A 16,925-nucleotide genomic window follows, 5' to 3' on the forward strand; every position below is an offset into this window, starting at 1 on the left:
ATATTATGCAGAAAGGCCGCACTTGCAGCCTTTCATATACGGGTTTTGTAGAAGTATTAAAACTGATTCAGCAATGATTTCTTCATCGTACAATGAGTTTTGAACTCTGTACCAATTGATTCTTTTCGTTTATGATCTGAACAATATACATACCGGGGATTATGGCATTGCTCAATTGAATTTGCTCGGTTTCTGCTTTCATGATCTGTCGTTGAACAGTGTAAAATAATTGCCCTGCTGTATTGAACAAGCGAACCTGGTATTGTCCGGGTATTACATCAGCGAATGAAATATGGATGATGCCGGAAACTGCAACCGGATTGGGATAGATCTGTGCTTTTGCTTGCGTATTGAATGATCGTTCTACATTTTGCTTTTCTTCAGCGATCGAAACACCATAAGCAAGGCAACGAATTTGCCCACATAAAGAGGAAAGCGTACAAGATGAACCCATACTTCTGCAACTGATGGTTGGATATGCCACGATCAGTAGCTCTTTCAATTCAATAAATTCACGCTCCAGTTTTATTTCTTCTTTGTTTTGAAGAATGGTTTTTAATCCGATAGTTTTAGTCTTATAACCTGTTGATGAAATTGTGATTGTATAGTCCGTCGACCTGAGCGAATCTGTTTCAATGCGGCCAAACTCATCTGCAGTAAACTGAAATTGTTTACCTGTTTTTTCAGATACCGCTTTTACAGTTGCTGAACCGATGCCGGTTAAATTAGCAGCGTCTTTAATAACAAGTTTTCGATACAATGCTTTTTTTGTGGTAATGATAATTACACCCCGCATTGCACGGCAACTAAAAAGAGAAGTAGCTTCAGGATTTTTCAATACATGTATTTCCTCTATATCATCCGGGTTCAATGATTTTATTGTTGCTGCTTCCCACGGAATTCCATCGATAACAAGTAAAGGTTCATTACCTGTAGTAATACTAGCACCACACCTGATTCGGATTGTTGTTGATGGGCCAGGCACCCCACCCCGTAACATTTGTGGTACACTTGATGGTACCGATACAGGCATTTGAAAATTTCCGGACTGTGCATTTGAAAAAACAACAAACAGCAAACAAAAGATAAGCAGGTAAAATTGTTTCATAAAATCTTATTGAATGGTTAATTTGATGGATTGTATGAGTTTCTTTTCCCCGTCGAGCACCTGTACAATGTACATACCGGGCGCAGTGGTATTGCTCAAATGAATTTGTTCCGATTCTACCTTGCCACTGATCTGTTTTTGAAAACTGTAAAACAACTGACCCGCAGCATTGAGCATACGAATTTGATATTGTCCGGTCTTTACATTGGGAAATGAAATATTGATGGTTCCTGATGCAGCAACGGGGTTGGGATAGACTTTTATTTTAGCTGGCAGTATGCTGTCAATAATTGAGAATCTGTTTCGTGTTACGATTGACATAGCACCCGTCATCCCACCCATTCTTCTCGACTCATAACCTACTACCACCACTTCACTTAACATACCCATAGCAGCTGCTCTCATTTTCACAACTGTATCAGTCTTTCTGTTTAGCTCATTACTTTTTATTTCTTTCATTTCATAACCAACGCTGCTGTACTGAAGCACTGACTTTTTTGATGGCAGATAAATGGAATAACTTCCTTTTGCATCCGTAACTACTCCTTGATTGGTTCCTTTGATCATGATTGAAACACCTGCCATCGGTTCTTTGGTTACTTCATCAATTACAACTCCGGTTACCACAAAAACCCGTTGTTGTCTTGAAGCAGTAACACCACCTGCTATAACTACAAGCCCATCGTCCACTAAGGATGATGGCATACAAACTTGATTTTGAATTTTCTCCGGCACTTTCTTCGGAACCTGATCTTTAAACTGTGCCTTTGCTTTTGTTACAAACAAAAAGGCAGGCAATAACAAACCCGCAGCATATTTCAATAAACCAGAAGCCGGTTTTAATTCTATTTGTTGAATAGGCCGACCCAATTGATCATCAGTGAATCTGCCGCAGGCAGTTCCGTTGTAATTGTTAAAGAAAGAAATGATCTCTTCATCCGATTGTGTTGTAAAATCAACCACGTTCTTTTGGCAGGAAGAACAGAAACGTCCCTGTTCAACAGCCGTCATTTTATTCCAGTCTTCATGACATGGATCGGCAATGCTTAGGTATAATTTTTCGCTCATAATAGTTTTGTTTTGGTTAATGAAAATATATGTGGCAAAGCGGAGAGAAAAAGTCAGGCCGCTTAAAGCGGCCAGACTCACAGAAAGTGTTGTGATAAAACATTAATCGATCACAACGCTTTCGTCACGCTTCTTATCTTTTTTCGCAATGGATTGTACATTTTGTACAAGCTTGATAAATTCAGTACGGTAACCTTCTTTATCGTTACCAATAGCGGCATTGGCCTGGCTTATCACTTTTGCATAGGTTGCATTGCCTTTAAATTCTGAGTTGCGTAACAACATTCCAAACTGCGCCACTGCTGTTGCAAAGCGAAAATTCTCAGATGTTTTTTCAAAGGGGATCTTTGCATCAACTAATGGATGAACGATCAATTTACTTTCATCAGCATCAGGTTCTTTGTATCGGAACTTGATGGTCATGATCTCATTCTTCATAGTTGACTTCTTTTCTTTCGATTGTTTCTGATATTTCAGTTCATCTACGTCTTCAATAAAATCGCTCTCCACTCCCACCGGAATAATTTCATACAATGCAGTTACTGTATGTCCGCTGCCCAGTTCACCTGCATCTTTTTTATCATTATTAAAATCTTCTTTGTTGAGTAAACGGTTTTCATAACCTACCAGTCGATACGCCTGCACCAATGCCGGATTAAACTCGATCTGTAGTTTTACATCTTTTGCAATGGTGAACATGGTACCACCAAATTCATTCACCAATACTTTTTTCGCTTCATTCATTCCATCGATGTAAGCATGATTACCATTACCTTTATTCGCCAGCTTCTGCATCTTGTTGTCTTTGTAATTACCCATACCGTAACCAAGTACAGTTAAGAACACACCGCTCTTACGTTCTTCTTCTATCAAACGTTCCATTTCATCGTCGCTGCTCATGCCTACATTAAAGTCTCCATCGGTACACAGGATCACACGGTTGTTGCCGCCTTTCTTGAATTGTTCTTTTGCAACATTGTATGCCAGTTTAATTCCTGCACCGCCTGCCGTTGAACCACCGGCTTCCAGCTTTTCAATTGCATCCATGATCTTTTCTTTTTGCATACCGCTTGTTGATGGTAATACCAAACCGGCAGCACCCGCATACACAACAATGGCAACATGATCCTGCTCACGCATTTGATCAACCAATAATTTCAATGATGCCTTTACTAAAGGAAGTTTGTTTGCATCCTGCATGGAGCCGCTTACGTCGATCAAAAAAACAAGATTGGACGGTGGAAGATTGGTTGTAGCAATTTCTTTCCCCTGCAAACCGATCATCACCAGTTTGTGTTCTTTATTCCACGGACAAACACTCATTTCTGTGTTGATGCTGAATGGATCGTTCCCTGTTGGTTGCGGATATTTGTATTTGAAATAATTCACAAACTCTTCAATACGAACCGCACCTTCGGGCGGCAACTGTCCATAGTTGATCATACGACGCACATTACTGTACGCTGCACCATCAACATCAATTGAAAAAGTTGAGAGTGGTTCATCGGTTGCTTTACGAAAACGGTTTTCAACAATACCATCATAGTCTTCTGTATTGTAGTTGGTATTATCCTGAACATATAAGCCAGGTGCCCTGCCTTGAATCTGAGCAACCGAGCCTGTCATCTCTTTTCGCTTTGCTGTTCCATACCCAATCACCACAACTTCATTAAGATCTTCAGTGGATGGTTTTAATGTAACACTTACTGTCTGTTGGTTTTTCAGTTTTACTTCCTGTGTTTCGTAGCCAACAAACTGAAACGTTAACGTTGCTGTTGATGAAGCAACTTTCAAACTGAATTGACCATTGGCATCAGTTGTTGTGCCATTTCGTTTACCTTTTTCGGCAACGGAAACGCCGGCCATCGCAGCGCCGTTTTGATCAGTTACTTTTCCCGTTACTGTTACGGGTTCTTTAAATGCGGTGCTGAACAATGCAGCCAAAAAAATGATTGTGGTGAATATGTAACGCATAAGTTGAGATTTGAGAATTGGATGCAACCACTTTATGAATTACACAAGCGTGCAAAAAAATATTTTTCCCTAACTTCCCGTTTCAACCTGTTGGCTTGGCATTTATCCGGGAAAAAGATAACACATCAATGAGCGATACAGAGCTGGTGCAATTGTACCGGTCAACTGCTGATTTGAATGTATTGAGCACCCTTTATCAACGATACATGGATTTGATCTACGGTGTTTGTCTGAAGTACCTGAAAGACCCTGAAACATCCAAAGATGCTGTGATCAATATTTATGAAGAACTGATTCATAAACTGAAGCAACACGAAGTAACGAATTTCAAAAGCTGGCTGCATACGCTCAGTCGCAACCACTGCCTCATGCAGTTACGGAAAGAAAAAGGTCATGGTACGGTAGAAATTCCTGAAACATTTATGCAAAGCGAAGAAATGCTGCATCTGAGTGCTGTACAGGAGAAGGAAGAACAGCTCAACAGCATGGAAAAATGCATGGAACAATTACCGGCAGAACAAAAAACCTGCGTTACTTTGTTTTACCTGGAGGGGAAATGCTATAACGAAATAACGGAACAAACCGGCATTGATTGGAATAAAGTGAGGAGTTATATACAGAATGGACGAAGAAATCTGAAACTTTGTATGGAGAAAAAAACAGCCGATAGTATTTAGTCAATAGTAAATAAATAGTAAGAAGATCAACTATAATGCACACGATATTGAACGTTACCTCAACCGGCAAATGAATGCTGCGGAGATGCATGCCTTTGAACAGGCCATGATGGATGATCCTATGTTGGCTGATGCGGTTGATGGATTCCAAGCTGTTGTTGGTAAGCGGGATATTAACGCCGATCTTGCTGAGTTAAAAACAAAACTCAATCCTAAAAAAGAAAACGGTAAAGTAATAGGTGGTTTCTTCCGTCCGTGGATGCGTATGGCTGCGGCGGTTGTGATCATTGGATCAACAGCGGCGGCACTATACTTTCTCTTAAATCAGCCATTGCCTGTTGAAACTATTGCTGTTGTTGAGAAGCAACAAACTGATACTGTACGAAAAATAGAAATGTTTGTAGATTCAACTTCTGTTGCCGTCCAGAAAATTAAACCCGCAACAGAACTTCCTGTCAGTATTCCATCTACTAAACAAAAACAACCTCTGCCTCCAAAACCAACTGAACCGGCCGCCCTCCGCAATGATGTTGCAATGGCCGACATGGAGCCAGTGAAAAATGCTGAAGTTGCAAGTGCCCCACCTCCTGCTGTGATTGCAGAAGAAAAGAAGCAGGAGGCAATAGCAAAAGGAAGAATGGAAACAAAAGCAAAAACAAAAGCAGCCACACTCAATAAATTTACTGGTGTTGTTGTGGATGAGAACAATAACCCATTACCCTTTGCAAATATTACTGAAGTAAGAAGCGGCGTTGGTACCTATGCAGATGCAAAAGGAAATTTCATATTAGTTGCAGAAGATTCTGTGTTGAATATCGAAACAAGATCAGTTGGATATACAAATACAACATTGGAAATTCGTAACAATCAATTACAACGCATTGCGTTAAAAGATGAGGCGGTGATAGCAGGTGCCCCTACACGTGATCAATTATACCTGCGGAATAAGAACAGGGAAAGCGCCATGAAAAAAGAAATCACGGAAATGGAGAGCGAACCCGCCGACGGATGGAACAACTATTCCAAATACGTAGTAAACAACCTTCGCCTGGAAGACATCAATGAAAAAAGAAAATTTGGCGAAACACAAATGGAAAAAGAGGTGGAAGTTTCTTTTGATGTAAATCCCGATGGCAGTATTGCCAATATAAAAGTAGAACGTTCAACCTGCAGCACCTGCAACCAGGAGGCTGTAAGGATTATTAAAGAAGGTCCAAAATGGAAGTCCAAAACAGGTAAAAAAGAGCGGGCCCGCTTTACCGTCCAATTCTGATTTCTGCAATTTATCAAATCTTCTCCCTGCTTTCAGTCAGTTCCCTACCTTTGCTGCCTAAATAAACTTAGTTATATGAAAAAATTACTTCTCGCTGCTATTTGTATGGGCGCAATTGTAATGACAGAAGCACAACAACTCAGAACACCCCAGCCATCTACAACGCAAACTGTAAAACAGGATTTTGGGTTGGGAGGTATTGAACTTTCTTACAGCCGCCCGAACATGAAAGGGCGCAAAGTATTTGGCGACTTGGTTCCTTTCGATAAAGTATGGCGTACCGGTGCAAACAGTGCTACTACGTTAACATTTTCTGATGAAGTGATCATTGGCGGCACAAAAATCCCTGCCGGAAAGTATGGTTTATTAACCATCCCATCTGCAAACGAATGGACCATCATCATCACTAAACAAACTGATGTTACATCACCTGCTGCTTACAAACAGGATATGGATATAGTGCGTGTAAAGGCGAAACCAATGGCGCTTCCTTGGAGTTTTGAAACCTTTGGCATGTCGTTCGAAAATATCAAAGACAACAGTTTGGAATTGATGATCGCCTGGGATAAAACGCTTGTTTCTTTACCGATCACTACAGATGTTGATGGAAAAGTAATGAAGCAAATTGAAACCATCATGACAAAGGACAACCGTCCTTATTTTGCTGCAGCAGCTTACTATGCTGACAATGGGAAAGATCTTAACCAGGCAGTTGCTTGGTTTGACAAAGCAATTGAGCAAAATCCACAGGCGTTCTGGGTGTATTACCAAAAAGCAAAAGCACTCGCTAAGCTGGGTAAAAAATCGGAAGCAATGGCAGTATCAGCAAAGTCAATGGAATTAGCAAAAGCTGCAAAGAATGATGACTATGTTGCGTTGAATGAAAAATTACAGAAAGATCTGAAATAAGCATTCGTTCAAACGAAGAAAAAAACCTCACAAGAATCTTGTGAGGTTTTTTTATGATCTGTTGTTTTATTTGACGATGGGATGTCCATTTAGCGGAAGCGCCAATGGTGGGCTAATATCCGATGTGTTCACTTTCGAAAGCGAAAAATAACTGTTATCGCAACACTCTGTTTGCCTGTTAGTAAATCCAAAGGTCAGCGAATCAGTAATATTGTTATTGATCGAAATATAATAAACTGAATAATTTTTGGACACAGAAAAACCTGCGATATAAGTTGTATCTCTCACTACCTGGTACACCCTTCTGATAGATTCAACTGCACCTGTTTCAGTTCTCTTACCCAGAACTTTTACATTCGCTGAATCATAAACTTTAACCGGACTGCCTATCAAATCTCTTCCTTGATTATTTACCAGCCGAAACGAAAAACCCGGGGGTATTGGGTTGCCGCAATCAGTAGTTCCGCATTTTGAGGCACAACGAATCCCTGTAGCGGACATTAATAACAACGCTGCATATAATATCAAATTCCTGTTCTTCATGAAACAAAATTAATGGCATTTAATGAATCAAGCTTCTTTCCGTGCTGCAAAAGGTTGAATGAGTAATGAAAGTAGAATCACTGCTACAGCACCGATCACATTCAGCCAAAGGAATGAGATGATATCCATGTAATAAACAGAGATTACAATTACCTCCGAAATGATGGCTGCAATAAAAACAGCATTACCTCCCACCCGCTTTAACCAAAAAGCTACGAGGAAGATACCAAGTATTGTACCGTAGAACCAACTGCCAAGAATATTAACGGCTTCAATTAAACTGTTGCCAAGATTGTAGGCGAAGAATGCGATCACCATACAGAATATACCCCAGAACAACGTATAGATCTTACCCCAGCGGTATTCTTCTTTTTCAGTCAGTGGTTTTTTGGAAAACTTCTGGTGAAAGTCGCACATGGTGCATGATGCCAGCGAATTCAATGCTGCAGCAATACTTCCCCAGGCTGCAAGGAAAATAATAGCGATGATTAATCCTACCAAACCTGTTGGTAACACATCGCCCACAAAACGAAGAAAAATATAATTGGTGTCGTTTGTATCAGCAGCAGGATCGGCTTTCTTGATCAATCCTTTCATTTCCTCCCGGATCAGTTTTCCTTGCTGTTCAACTTCCTGCAGTTTGATTCTGCCTTCTGCAACAGCCCCATCATTGTTCTGATTCCTTGCAGCAGTTAATGCTATGGCTATTTGCTTCTTATCTTCCTGCAGTTGCGCATATTTGGCTGCGGCTTGATTGTATGGTTCAGCATATGCACTTTTCAGCACAACAGTTTCCTGTGTTTTATTAAAGAAAGCCGGTGCTTTAAAAAATGAATAATAGGCAAACAGTAAACACCCGATCAACAGGATCATGAATTGCAGCGGCACTTTTACCAATCCGTTCATCAGTAATCCCAATCGGCTTTCACGTGTATCCTTCGCCGTTAGATAACGGCCCACCTGACTTTGATCGGTTCCAAAATAACTCAACGCCAAAAAGAAACCACCAATTACTCCGCTCCAGATATTGTATTTGTCTTTCCAATCGAATCCGTTTTCTGTGACACCGTTAGTGATCACATTCATCTTGCCGCTTTTGCCGGCGATATGCAGTGCATCTGTAAAACCGATTCCTTCCGGTAAAGAAGTAATAGCATAATAACCTGCAATAAACATCGCAGCATAAATAATCACAAACTGCAATTGCTGCGTGTATGCTACTGCTTTGGCTCCACCTGTTACCGTGTACACGATCAGCAAGCCACCCGTTACAAGATTGGTTGCATAAATATCCCAGCCCAGCATACTGCTTAACACAAGCGAAGGTGCAAAAATACTGATGCCTGTACTTAACCCTCTTGATAGTAAAAACAGGAACGATGTAAATGTTCTTGTTTTTAAATCAAACCGCTTTTCAAGAAACTCGTATGCGGTAAATAATTTTAATCGATGAAAAACTGGAACAAACGCAATACACACCACAATCATTGCGAGAGGCAAACCAAAGTAGTATTGCACAAAACGCATCCCGTCGGTGTAAGCTTGTCCCGGTGCCGTTAAAAATGTAACAGCACTTGCCTGCGTGCCCATAATACTCAACAGGATCACCCACCATGGCATTTGCCGGTTACCTAAAAAATAACCTTCGAGATTTTTCGACGTACGGCTTTTGTAAACGCCGTATGCAATTACCGCAAGCAGTGTTACAATTAATACGATCCAATCGGTGAGTAAAAAATTCATGCAAACTGTTGGGTAAATAAATAGAAGAAAATAATGAGTACAACTAACACCACTGCTACAGCAATGTACCAGCTATTCCATTTCGATTCATTGTTATTTGGCAAGTTGTTCATTTAGTATTTATTATTTCTCCTCATTACGGGGACGTAAATACCACATCATGAATACAGCAATTCCAATTCCCAGCAACAAACCGTATGCAACACGCTTGCTGATAAACCCGATCAACAGTCCAATACCCAACCCGATCAGTAACGTTCGTTCAATACTTGCTTGTCTTTTATTACTCATAATACGATCATCATTGTAAACTCAACTACCAAGGGAGAAAACTCATCACTCATTTCTGAACCACGGGTTTCGCCAACAAGTTAGCAATTAAACGGTAAGCTCCCGGTACACCTGCAGGCAACTGACGAAAAAATGCAAGGGCCGAATATACAAATCGTCCTTTGCCATAATCAGCCACCAGCAAACTTCCGTTATGCTTTGGTTCGCCTTCATCACTCATTTCAAAAAGTGCCGTAAAGGCCTTATCAATATTATCTGCTTCATACACACTCCGCTCCTGCACCCATCCATTAAAATCAGCTTCATTGATCTTGTTAGGATAATTCATCACCACATGATTCGGCACAAGAAATTTGACTGTTGCATCTTCTTCACTAACACGGTTGCGTGAAATGGTTAATGGATAAGGTGCTATTTGTGCACGCAACTGACCAAGCTGATTACTGGTGTTATATTGCACCAACAACACACCACCTTCTTTTACATAACGCATCAGATCATCGTATGCAGCGCTTAACCACGAATGCACATTGTAAGCACGAATACCTGTTACGACGGCATCGTATTGTTTCAGGTTCGCATACGTAAGTTTGTCTTCTGTCAACATCTCAACAGTGTAACCTAACTGTTGCAGACTGTAGGGAAGAAAATCACCTGCCCCATTTATATAACCGATCTTCTTTCCAACAATTTTCACATCAGCAGTCACCACTTTTGTAACAGCATCCGGGAAATAAGTGATCACAGGAATATGATCGTATCGAATGGTACGTACTCGTTGTTTATTAATAGATGAAACACCTGATGTATAATTCGGCTGGATAAATCCGGTTAAACCATTTGTAAATTTTTCAGGCTTGACCTTGACGTTCATCTGGTAATCATTCCCCTGAACAAAATCAAATTTTCCGTTATCAGGATGTACTTTCCAACCATTGCCACTGTTAATGGAAACAGCTCCTTTTGTTTTAATACTAGCCTGTGGAATAAATGAAAAACTGATTTGTTTAGATGATGTATCCTTAAACAATAACAACGAGTTACTTGCTTTAATTAATGCGGGTGGATAAACAACCAGCTTTTCAAACAATTCGCCTTTCACAGGGTCGGTGTGTTTATATACAACCGGCTTCTGAATTTTAAATGTTGTACCGTAGATTGTTACGTTGAATAAGGCTGTATAGGATGCTGCATTTTCGGCCAAGCCGATCTTGCGTTGATCTTCAACTGTAAAGCTTCCAGTACTCATTGGCTTTACGATCCAATAGGGCTCAGTTGCTGCTTTACGAACATTAATACGCCGGTTGAAATTCAGGTTTTGATTCGGCGCAAGCTCTTTGTTGAATATTGAATCAACAAAATAAGCTTGTTCACGCATCTCCCTTTCCAGATAACCATCATACCATTTTGATTTTGCACTATCCGGCACTGTTAAGTAATGACTGCTATCGAGCTGCACACGATTCAAACGTACAGGAATCGACGTACGATTGATGATATTGAAGTTCACCCGCAGAGTATCGCCTGTAACAATAAACTCCTGGTTGGTACTTGCTTCCAACCACAAACCTGCGCAGGCTTCAATCAATGATTGTACTTCATTCAACTTTTTTATTTTCCAATCGCCATCGTTTACTTTTTCAATGGCATTGTATAATTCAACCAATGCTTTTACAGAAGCCGAGGGCTGTTGAAATGAATAAGTTGCAATTATTTCATCGATCATTTTATTGATCACGGCACCACCCTCAAATCTGCTCCAGTCGTTTACAATTCCTTCAGCTACATCACGCTGCACAGGGTCCCCCGCGGTGAGTGTAAAAAATTCAGTGGCAGGTCCACGCTGACTTGGCACACCAAAGCCCTGGCTTTTGTGCATACTTCTACTTTCACTTGCAATTTCGCCATAGCTTTTTCCCAGCAACGGATTGAATGCTCCGGCATCTAATTTTAACTGATCGTCGGATGTAGTGTTATTTCCACCAAAATTGAAGGTGTTCCAGAAAATACGTTTTACTTGCCATGGTTTCACAGCATAGAAAAAATGTTCAGGAAAGCGATTGGGATCAGCAGCCGCATCAAACGCCTCACGGGCAAGCACAGCCGAAGCCGAATGATGTCCATGGCCTGCTCTGTTATCGGGTGGAAAACGGGTAATGATCACATCGGGTTGAAATTTCCGTATCACCCATACCACATCACTTAATATTTTTTCTTTATCCCAGGTCTTTAATGCTTCATCCGTTGATTTTGAAAATCCGAAATCATAGGCACGGGTAAAAAATTGCTCGGCACCATCAACTCTGCGTGCAGCTAATAATTCCTGTGTTCGGATCAACCCTAATTCAATTCCCTGTTCATCGCCAATCAAATTCTGACCGCCATCGCCACGGGTCATACTTAAATAGCCGGTACGGTACATCCGCTCTTTGCTGAAGTACGCAAGCAATCTCGTATTCTCATCATCAGGATGCGCTGCAATGTATAAAACACTACCAATAACTTTCAGCTTTTTTAACCCGAGGAGAATTTCGGCACTGTTGAGTGTTTGGGGCGTTTGTGCAATGGAAATGAAGCTGATGAATATGGCAAAAACGATGTAAATATATTTCCTCATGCAAATAGATTAATGTTTGCGAAGATAGAGTTTGATGAAAACGACTTTTTACCGATGGTGGAATTTATAAAGGTTTAACATTCTTACAGATATCAGGACGTCGAATACGTCAGACACCTATTATACCGCTGCGCCAAAAAACAAATATGCCAGCAAGATAGAAGTGATGATGCCTACCAGATCGGCCAGCAACATGGTTCCAACTGCATAGCGAGTGTTTTTGATGCCTACTGCTCCAAAGTAAACGGCGATAATATAAAATGTTGTATCAGCCGAACCTCTGAACACCGATGCAAGGTTGCCAGCAAATGAATCAGGACCATGTGCATTGAGTGTATCGATCATCATGGCTCTTGCACCACTTCCGCTCAATGGTTTTAAGATTGCAGTAGGTAATGCATCCACAATGCGTGTATCGCCACCCGCCCAGATAAACAATTGCTTGATGCCATCCATTACAAATTCAAATACACCACTGTTTCGCAGCAAACTGATAGCAACCAACAATCCAACGAGATAGGGAATGATGCGGATAGCAGTTTCAAATCCACCTTTGGCACCATCAACGAATGCATCAAAAATCGCAATCTTTTTATAGATCGCTCCCAGCAATATCAACAGAAAGATCAATAGAATAATTCCATTGCTGAGGTTCGTTGAAAAAAATTGAACTCCTTGTACATCCAGTGTTTTTATATAGAGAATCAATGCTGCAATAACAGTAGAAATGCCTAACACCCACAACAAAATAACCGATTGAAAAATGCGGATCTTTTGTTTCCATGCAACAATAGCCAGTGCAGCAATGGTAGCCATAAACGTTGCGATCATGCAGGGAATAAAAATATCAGTTGGATGTGCTGATTTCAACGCAACTCTGTCTGCAATAATAACAGTGGGTACTAAGGTTAACCCCGATGCATGCAAACAAAGAAACATCAACTGCGAATTAGAAGCTTTTTCTTTATCAAGATTCAATTCCTGCAAACTCTCCATGGCTTTGATACCAAATGGTGTAGCTGCATTATCAAGTCCTAACAGATTCGCTGAAAAATTCATCACCATGTGCCCCATGGAAGGATGGTTTTTGGGAACTTCCGGAAAAATGCGTGAGAAAAAAGGCCCGATGATGCGTGACAGAAAACGAATGCCACCAGCTTTTTCAGCAATGCTCATAAAGCCCATGAAAAGTGCCATGATTCCGATGAGTCCAATACAAAGATTCACTGCATCCTTTGTGGTATCAAACACCCCGTTCGCTGCCTGCATTTTGAATGCACGGTACGATGAACTATCGGCTGTGACAACCACTTTTTCTTTCCCCCATACAGCCATCTTTTGTTGCTTTAACTGCTCCTTTATGGAAACGGGAACCAAAGCTGCATCAACGGTACGAGCTGCAATTGTATCGGTATTTTTTCCTGTTACCAATGAACTGAAAATCTGCTCCTGCCCCGGCTCGAATAAAAATTTTGCCGATGCAGCCAGCAATGCAAGTAAAATAAAGGCGGTCCAGATTCTGCTTAGGGCCATAGTTCAATTTTAGATTACGGATTGAAGATTGCAGATTTTTACGAAACAGCCAAAACCATCTTTTCACAACCCTTTCGCTGCTAAGCTGCGAAGGCTTATCTTTGCGCCTCGAAAAAAAGCAGATTAGAATTGTTGTAGTTGAAGTGTGCGACGCAAGGAACGATCAAACGTGTTGATCAGCTGACAACAAGATCTGAAATCTAACTTCTAAAATCGTAAATCGAATCATGGGTTTAAAAGCAGGTATTGTGGGTTTGCCAAACGTTGGAAAATCAACCTTATTCAACGCCGTAAGTAACAGCGCCAAAGCACAGGCGAGTAATTATCGTTTTTGTACCATTGAACCCAATGTTGGTTTAGTGGATGTGCCGGATTTTCGGATCGATAAACTGGCAGAACTGGTAGTGCCCGATCGTACTGTTCCCACACAAATTGAGATCGTTGATATTGCCGGCTTGGTGAAAGGTGCAAGCAAAGGCGAAGGTTTGGGTAATAAATTTTTGGCAAACATCCGTGAAGTGGATGCCATTATTCACGTGATCCGTTGTTTTGAAGATGAGAATGTGTTGCGTGAAGAAGGTGCTATTAATCCGGTGAGCGATAAAGAAATTATTGATACCGAGTTACAATTGAAAGATCTGGATACAGTAGAAAAGAAAATTCAGCGTATTGAAAAGCAGGCACGTGTAGGCGATGCAAAAGCAAAGTCTGAACTGGAAGTATTGGTAAAATGTAAAGCACATTTGGAACAAGGTAAAAGTATTCGTGGGTTAGATTTGAGTGCCGCTGAATTGGATCTCATACAGGATTCATTCTTCCTTACACAGAAAAAAGTATTGTATGTGGCGAATGTGGATGAAGCCAGCATGCATACAGGTAATAAATATTCTGATACATTGATCGCTTCGGTGAAAAATGAAGGTGCAGAAGTAATTGTAATGAACAATACTATTGAGGCACAGATCAGCGAAATGGAAGATCCGGATGACAAACAATTGTTCATGGAAGAATACAAGATGACTGAACCGGCGCTGAACCGTTTGATCCGCACTACTTATCATTTATTGAACCTGCAAACCTATTTCACGGCTGGTGTACAGGAAGTTCGTGCATGGACTTTCCATAAAGGCTGGAAAGCACCACAGTGTGCTGCGGTGATCCATACCGATTTTGAGAAAGGTTTTATTAAAGCAGAGGTAATTGGTTACGACGACTATATTACTTATAAAACAGAAGCTGCCTGCAGAGAAGCCGGTAAATTACGGATCGAAGGAAAAGAATACTTGGTGAAGGATGGCGATGTGATGCACTTCCGGTTTAACGTGTAAAAAACCACGCCTCCTGAAGGGGTGTTTGCAGGTTTAAAATAAATAATTAACCACCCGGTCGGGTGGTTTTTTTCTGCATGATTTGCCCAATTATTAGTAGGTGTAGTTACTCCCACCTTCAGGGGATGGGGCACAAAAAAATCCCCCGGAAAACCGAGGGATAATGTAGTTACTGAGTGGCTCTTAAAGAAACTATTCAGCTTATGCTTTCTTAGCGTATTTTTTCTTGAATTTGTCGATACGACCTGCGGTATCAACCAAGATGTTCTGACCGGTAAAGAACGGATGGCTCATACTGGAAATCTCCAGTTTGATGAGAGGGTATTCGTTACCATCTTCCCACTTTACAACTTCTTTTGAGGGAGCTGTAGAACGGGTTAAGAATGAATAGCCATTACTCATGTCTTTAAACACTACAAAACGATAATTTGCCGGATGAAGCTCTTTTTTCATAATTCCTGGGAGTTTTCAGCACGGATCAGCCGTGCATATTTTTTAAAACGAAAGCGCAAAAGTAAAGATTCTGCCGAATCAAGCCAAATGAAATTTTAAATTTCTGCTACTATTTTCTTATCTCATAGCAATTCAAAAAAGCTTTGAGCGATGGGTATACTTGAAGCAGAATACAAATTAAAGAAAACAATTTCTTAATCTAAACCCGGTTTTTTGGTAGAATTCTTGTGAATTACTGGAAAAGTAAGAGAGGAAAGCCGCTTTTTTTCCGTTGTTGGCCAATTCGAGTATGAAATCAGCCGTTTTTTTTGTTTCTTTGCCACTCCTTTGAAAAATCAACATGTTCTATATCCGGAACTAATAAGCTTAAAACGAACATTATGTTGACACACCTTCTTGTTATTGGAACGATCATTTTTGTCTTTGTATCAGTACAATGGCTTTCGAGAGCCAAACAATCAAAACAACAGATTTTAAAGAACTCTTTTTCAGATAAACAGGAAGCTGCTGCCTGAACCTTCCTTCCATTCTTCCTTTTTAATTGTACATAAAAAAAGCACCTGATCTTTCTTTATAATCGCTTGCGCTTTTATACTTACTAATCAAGTGCTTTCGGACACAGCATCCATCTTTTAAGGGACTTCAACTGATCCACCGCTTTCTTTTTTATTTCTAAAATTGTCTACGGTTTGTGAATTAAAAGTACTATCGCCGTTGGCCGATTCCAAATTTAGAGGCCATTTGATATGCACCGGTTTCGCACCTTTTCATGCACAAAAAAACCGCCGAAACAGGCGGTTATAAACATTTTATGAACGCATATTCTCGAATTGTAAAGGTATGCCCATGTCCCAGGACTTTGACGCCTGGATCACTTCCTGCAGATCATCAATTTTTTTACCCGTAACACGCACTATATCGTCGTTAATGGAGGCCTGTACCTTCAACCCAGAGTCTTTTATAAGCTTCACGATCTTTTTTGCATCTTCCTGTTTCAAACCGTTCCGCACCAATACTTCTTTTTTTACCAGTTTACCGCTTTGGAACGATTCTTTGCTTTGATCAAATGCTTCCGGCGAAATACCTTGCTTGTGTGCACGACTGATGAGTACATCCATCAACTGTCCCATTTTCATTTCATCTTCAACTTCAATATTGATCTTGAAATCTTTTTTATTCAAATCAATTTTTACATGACTTGCTTTGAAATCGAAACGATTGGTGATTTCTTTTGTGGTAACATTTACTGCATTGTCCAATGCCTGAGCATCAACTTTACTTACAATATCAAACGATGGCATAACAAATAATTTGAAATGAGAAGTACAAAATACGAAGTGTTTCGATACAAAAATAATTGTTGCAAAATTAAACAGTGAATTAAAAAAAGGAAACCCCGGTAGAAACC

14 protein-coding genes are annotated in these 16,925 nt (G+C 40.5%); 4 read left to right on the forward strand and 10 right to left on the reverse strand.

The window, feature by feature from the left end:
* Nucleotides 1–82 precede the first annotated feature (82 nt).
* The 3 genes from WG989_RS17690 to WG989_RS17700 form a co-directional block, all read right to left on the reverse strand.
* On the reverse strand, nucleotides 83–1,108 hold the full coding sequence (locus WG989_RS17690) for a T9SS type A sorting domain-containing protein (RefSeq protein ID WP_340431378.1): 1,026 nt from the start codon (nucleotides 1,106–1,108) through the stop codon (nucleotides 83–85).
* 6 nt (nucleotides 1,109–1,114) lie between these two features.
* Entirely contained in the window at nucleotides 1,115–2,176 is a 1,062-nt protein-coding gene (locus WG989_RS17695) for a carboxypeptidase-like regulatory domain-containing protein (RefSeq protein ID WP_340431379.1), read from the reverse strand.
* A 102-nt stretch (nucleotides 2,177–2,278) separates the two neighbouring features.
* Nucleotides 2,279–4,150, reverse strand: a complete 1,872-nt coding sequence (locus WG989_RS17700; RefSeq protein ID WP_340431380.1) for a vWA domain-containing protein — start codon at nucleotides 4,148–4,150, stop codon at nucleotides 2,279–2,281.
* A 95-nt stretch (nucleotides 4,151–4,245) separates the two neighbouring features.
* On the opposite strand from WG989_RS17700, the gene WG989_RS17705 reads away from it, so the two are divergent.
* The 3 genes from WG989_RS17705 to WG989_RS17715 all read left to right on the forward strand — a co-directional run bounded on the left by WG989_RS17705 (nucleotide 4,246) and on the right by WG989_RS17715 (nucleotide 7,009).
* The gene (locus WG989_RS17705; protein WP_340431381.1) at nucleotides 4,246–4,827 is read left to right on the forward strand and encodes an RNA polymerase sigma factor; all 582 of its coding nucleotides are present in this window, start codon (nucleotides 4,246–4,248) and stop codon (nucleotides 4,825–4,827) included.
* 70 nt (nucleotides 4,828–4,897) lie between these two features.
* Nucleotides 4,898–6,100 carry an energy transducer TonB gene (locus WG989_RS17710; RefSeq protein WP_340431382.1) on the forward strand — a complete coding sequence of 401 codons (1,203 nt, stop codon included), beginning with the start codon at nucleotides 4,898–4,900 and terminating at the stop codon, nucleotides 6,098–6,100.
* A 75-nt stretch (nucleotides 6,101–6,175) separates the two neighbouring features.
* A complete protein-coding gene (locus WG989_RS17715; protein WP_340431383.1) occupies nucleotides 6,176–7,009 on the forward strand; it encodes a DUF2911 domain-containing protein in 834 nt (277 codons plus the stop codon).
* A gap of 66 nt (nucleotides 7,010–7,075) precedes the next feature.
* Here WG989_RS17715 and WG989_RS17720 read toward each other — a convergent pair whose 3' ends face one another.
* From WG989_RS17720 to WG989_RS17740, 5 genes are all read right to left on the reverse strand, one after another.
* Nucleotides 7,076–7,552: a hypothetical protein gene (locus WG989_RS17720; RefSeq protein WP_340431384.1), complete on the reverse strand. Its 477-nt coding sequence runs from the start codon at nucleotides 7,550–7,552 to the stop codon at nucleotides 7,076–7,078.
* Between the two features lie 27 nt (nucleotides 7,553–7,579).
* Nucleotides 7,580–9,295, reverse strand: coding sequence for a sodium:solute symporter family protein (locus WG989_RS17725; RefSeq protein ID WP_340431385.1), 1,716 nt, complete (start codon nucleotides 9,293–9,295; stop codon nucleotides 7,580–7,582).
* Nucleotides 9,296–9,418: 123 nt separating this feature from the next.
* Nucleotides 9,419–9,586, reverse strand: coding sequence for a hypothetical protein (locus WG989_RS17730; protein ID WP_340431386.1), 168 nt, complete (start codon nucleotides 9,584–9,586; stop codon nucleotides 9,419–9,421).
* Between the two features lie 49 nt (nucleotides 9,587–9,635).
* On the reverse strand, nucleotides 9,636–12,203 hold the full coding sequence (locus WG989_RS17735; RefSeq protein WP_340431387.1) for a PIG-L family deacetylase: 2,568 nt from the start codon (nucleotides 12,201–12,203) through the stop codon (nucleotides 9,636–9,638).
* Nucleotides 12,204–12,323: 120 nt separating this feature from the next.
* Nucleotides 12,324–13,736: a spore maturation protein gene (locus WG989_RS17740; RefSeq protein WP_340431388.1), complete on the reverse strand. Its 1,413-nt coding sequence runs from the start codon at nucleotides 13,734–13,736 to the stop codon at nucleotides 12,324–12,326.
* Between the two features lie 227 nt (nucleotides 13,737–13,963).
* Between WG989_RS17740 and ychF the strand changes: the two genes are divergently transcribed.
* On the forward strand, nucleotides 13,964–15,064 hold the full coding sequence (ychF, locus tag WG989_RS17745; protein WP_340431389.1) for a redox-regulated ATPase YchF: 1,101 nt from the start codon (nucleotides 13,964–13,966) through the stop codon (nucleotides 15,062–15,064).
* Nucleotides 15,065–15,265: 201 nt separating this feature from the next.
* On the opposite strand, the gene WG989_RS17750 is transcribed toward ychF, so the two are convergent.
* Nucleotides 15,266–15,517, reverse strand: coding sequence for a type B 50S ribosomal protein L31 (locus WG989_RS17750; protein ID WP_340431390.1), 252 nt, complete (start codon nucleotides 15,515–15,517; stop codon nucleotides 15,266–15,268).
* 809 nt (nucleotides 15,518–16,326) lie between these two features.
* Nucleotides 16,327–16,818 carry a YajQ family cyclic di-GMP-binding protein gene (locus WG989_RS17755; protein WP_340431391.1) on the reverse strand — a complete coding sequence of 164 codons (492 nt, stop codon included), beginning with the start codon at nucleotides 16,816–16,818 and terminating at the stop codon, nucleotides 16,327–16,329.
* Between the last annotated feature and the right edge of the window lie 107 nt (nucleotides 16,819–16,925).

The organism is Lacibacter sp. H407, assembly GCF_037892605.1.
Classification (GTDB): Bacteria; Bacteroidota; Bacteroidia; order Chitinophagales; family Chitinophagaceae; genus Lacibacter.

Excerpts from the sequence above, each read along its gene's own strand:
- WG989_RS17690 (WP_340431378.1), bottom strand. The coding sequence starts at position 1,108 with ATGAAACAATTTTACCTGCTTATCTTTTGTTTGCTGTTTGTTGTTTTT.
- ychF (WP_340431389.1), top strand. The coding sequence starts at position 13,964 with ATGGGTTTAAAAGCAGGTATTGTGGGTTTGCCAAACGTTGGAAAATCA.
- WG989_RS17750 (WP_340431390.1), bottom strand. The coding sequence starts at position 15,517 with ATGAAAAAAGAGCTTCATCCGGCAAATTATCGTTTTGTAGTGTTTAAA.
- WG989_RS17725 (WP_340431385.1), bottom strand. The coding sequence starts at position 9,295 with ATGAATTTTTTACTCACCGATTGGATCGTATTAATTGTAACACTGCTT.
- WG989_RS17740 (WP_340431388.1), bottom strand. The coding sequence starts at position 13,736 with ATGGCCCTAAGCAGAATCTGGACCGCCTTTATTTTACTTGCATTGCTG.
- WG989_RS17710 (WP_340431382.1), top strand. The coding sequence starts at position 4,898 with ATGAATGCTGCGGAGATGCATGCCTTTGAACAGGCCATGATGGATGAT.
- WG989_RS17695 (WP_340431379.1), bottom strand. The coding sequence starts at position 2,176 with ATGAGCGAAAAATTATACCTAAGCATTGCCGATCCATGTCATGAAGAC.
- WG989_RS17730 (WP_340431386.1), bottom strand. The coding sequence starts at position 9,586 with ATGAGTAATAAAAGACAAGCAAGTATTGAACGAACGTTACTGATCGGG.
- WG989_RS17735 (WP_340431387.1), bottom strand. The coding sequence starts at position 12,203 with ATGAGGAAATATATTTACATCGTTTTTGCCATATTCATCAGCTTCATT.
- WG989_RS17715 (WP_340431383.1), top strand. The coding sequence starts at position 6,176 with ATGAAAAAATTACTTCTCGCTGCTATTTGTATGGGCGCAATTGTAATG.
- WG989_RS17720 (WP_340431384.1), bottom strand. The coding sequence starts at position 7,552 with ATGAAGAACAGGAATTTGATATTATATGCAGCGTTGTTATTAATGTCC.
- WG989_RS17755 (WP_340431391.1), bottom strand. The coding sequence starts at position 16,818 with ATGCCATCGTTTGATATTGTAAGTAAAGTTGATGCTCAGGCATTGGAC.
- WG989_RS17700 (WP_340431380.1), bottom strand. The coding sequence starts at position 4,150 with ATGCGTTACATATTCACCACAATCATTTTTTTGGCTGCATTGTTCAGC.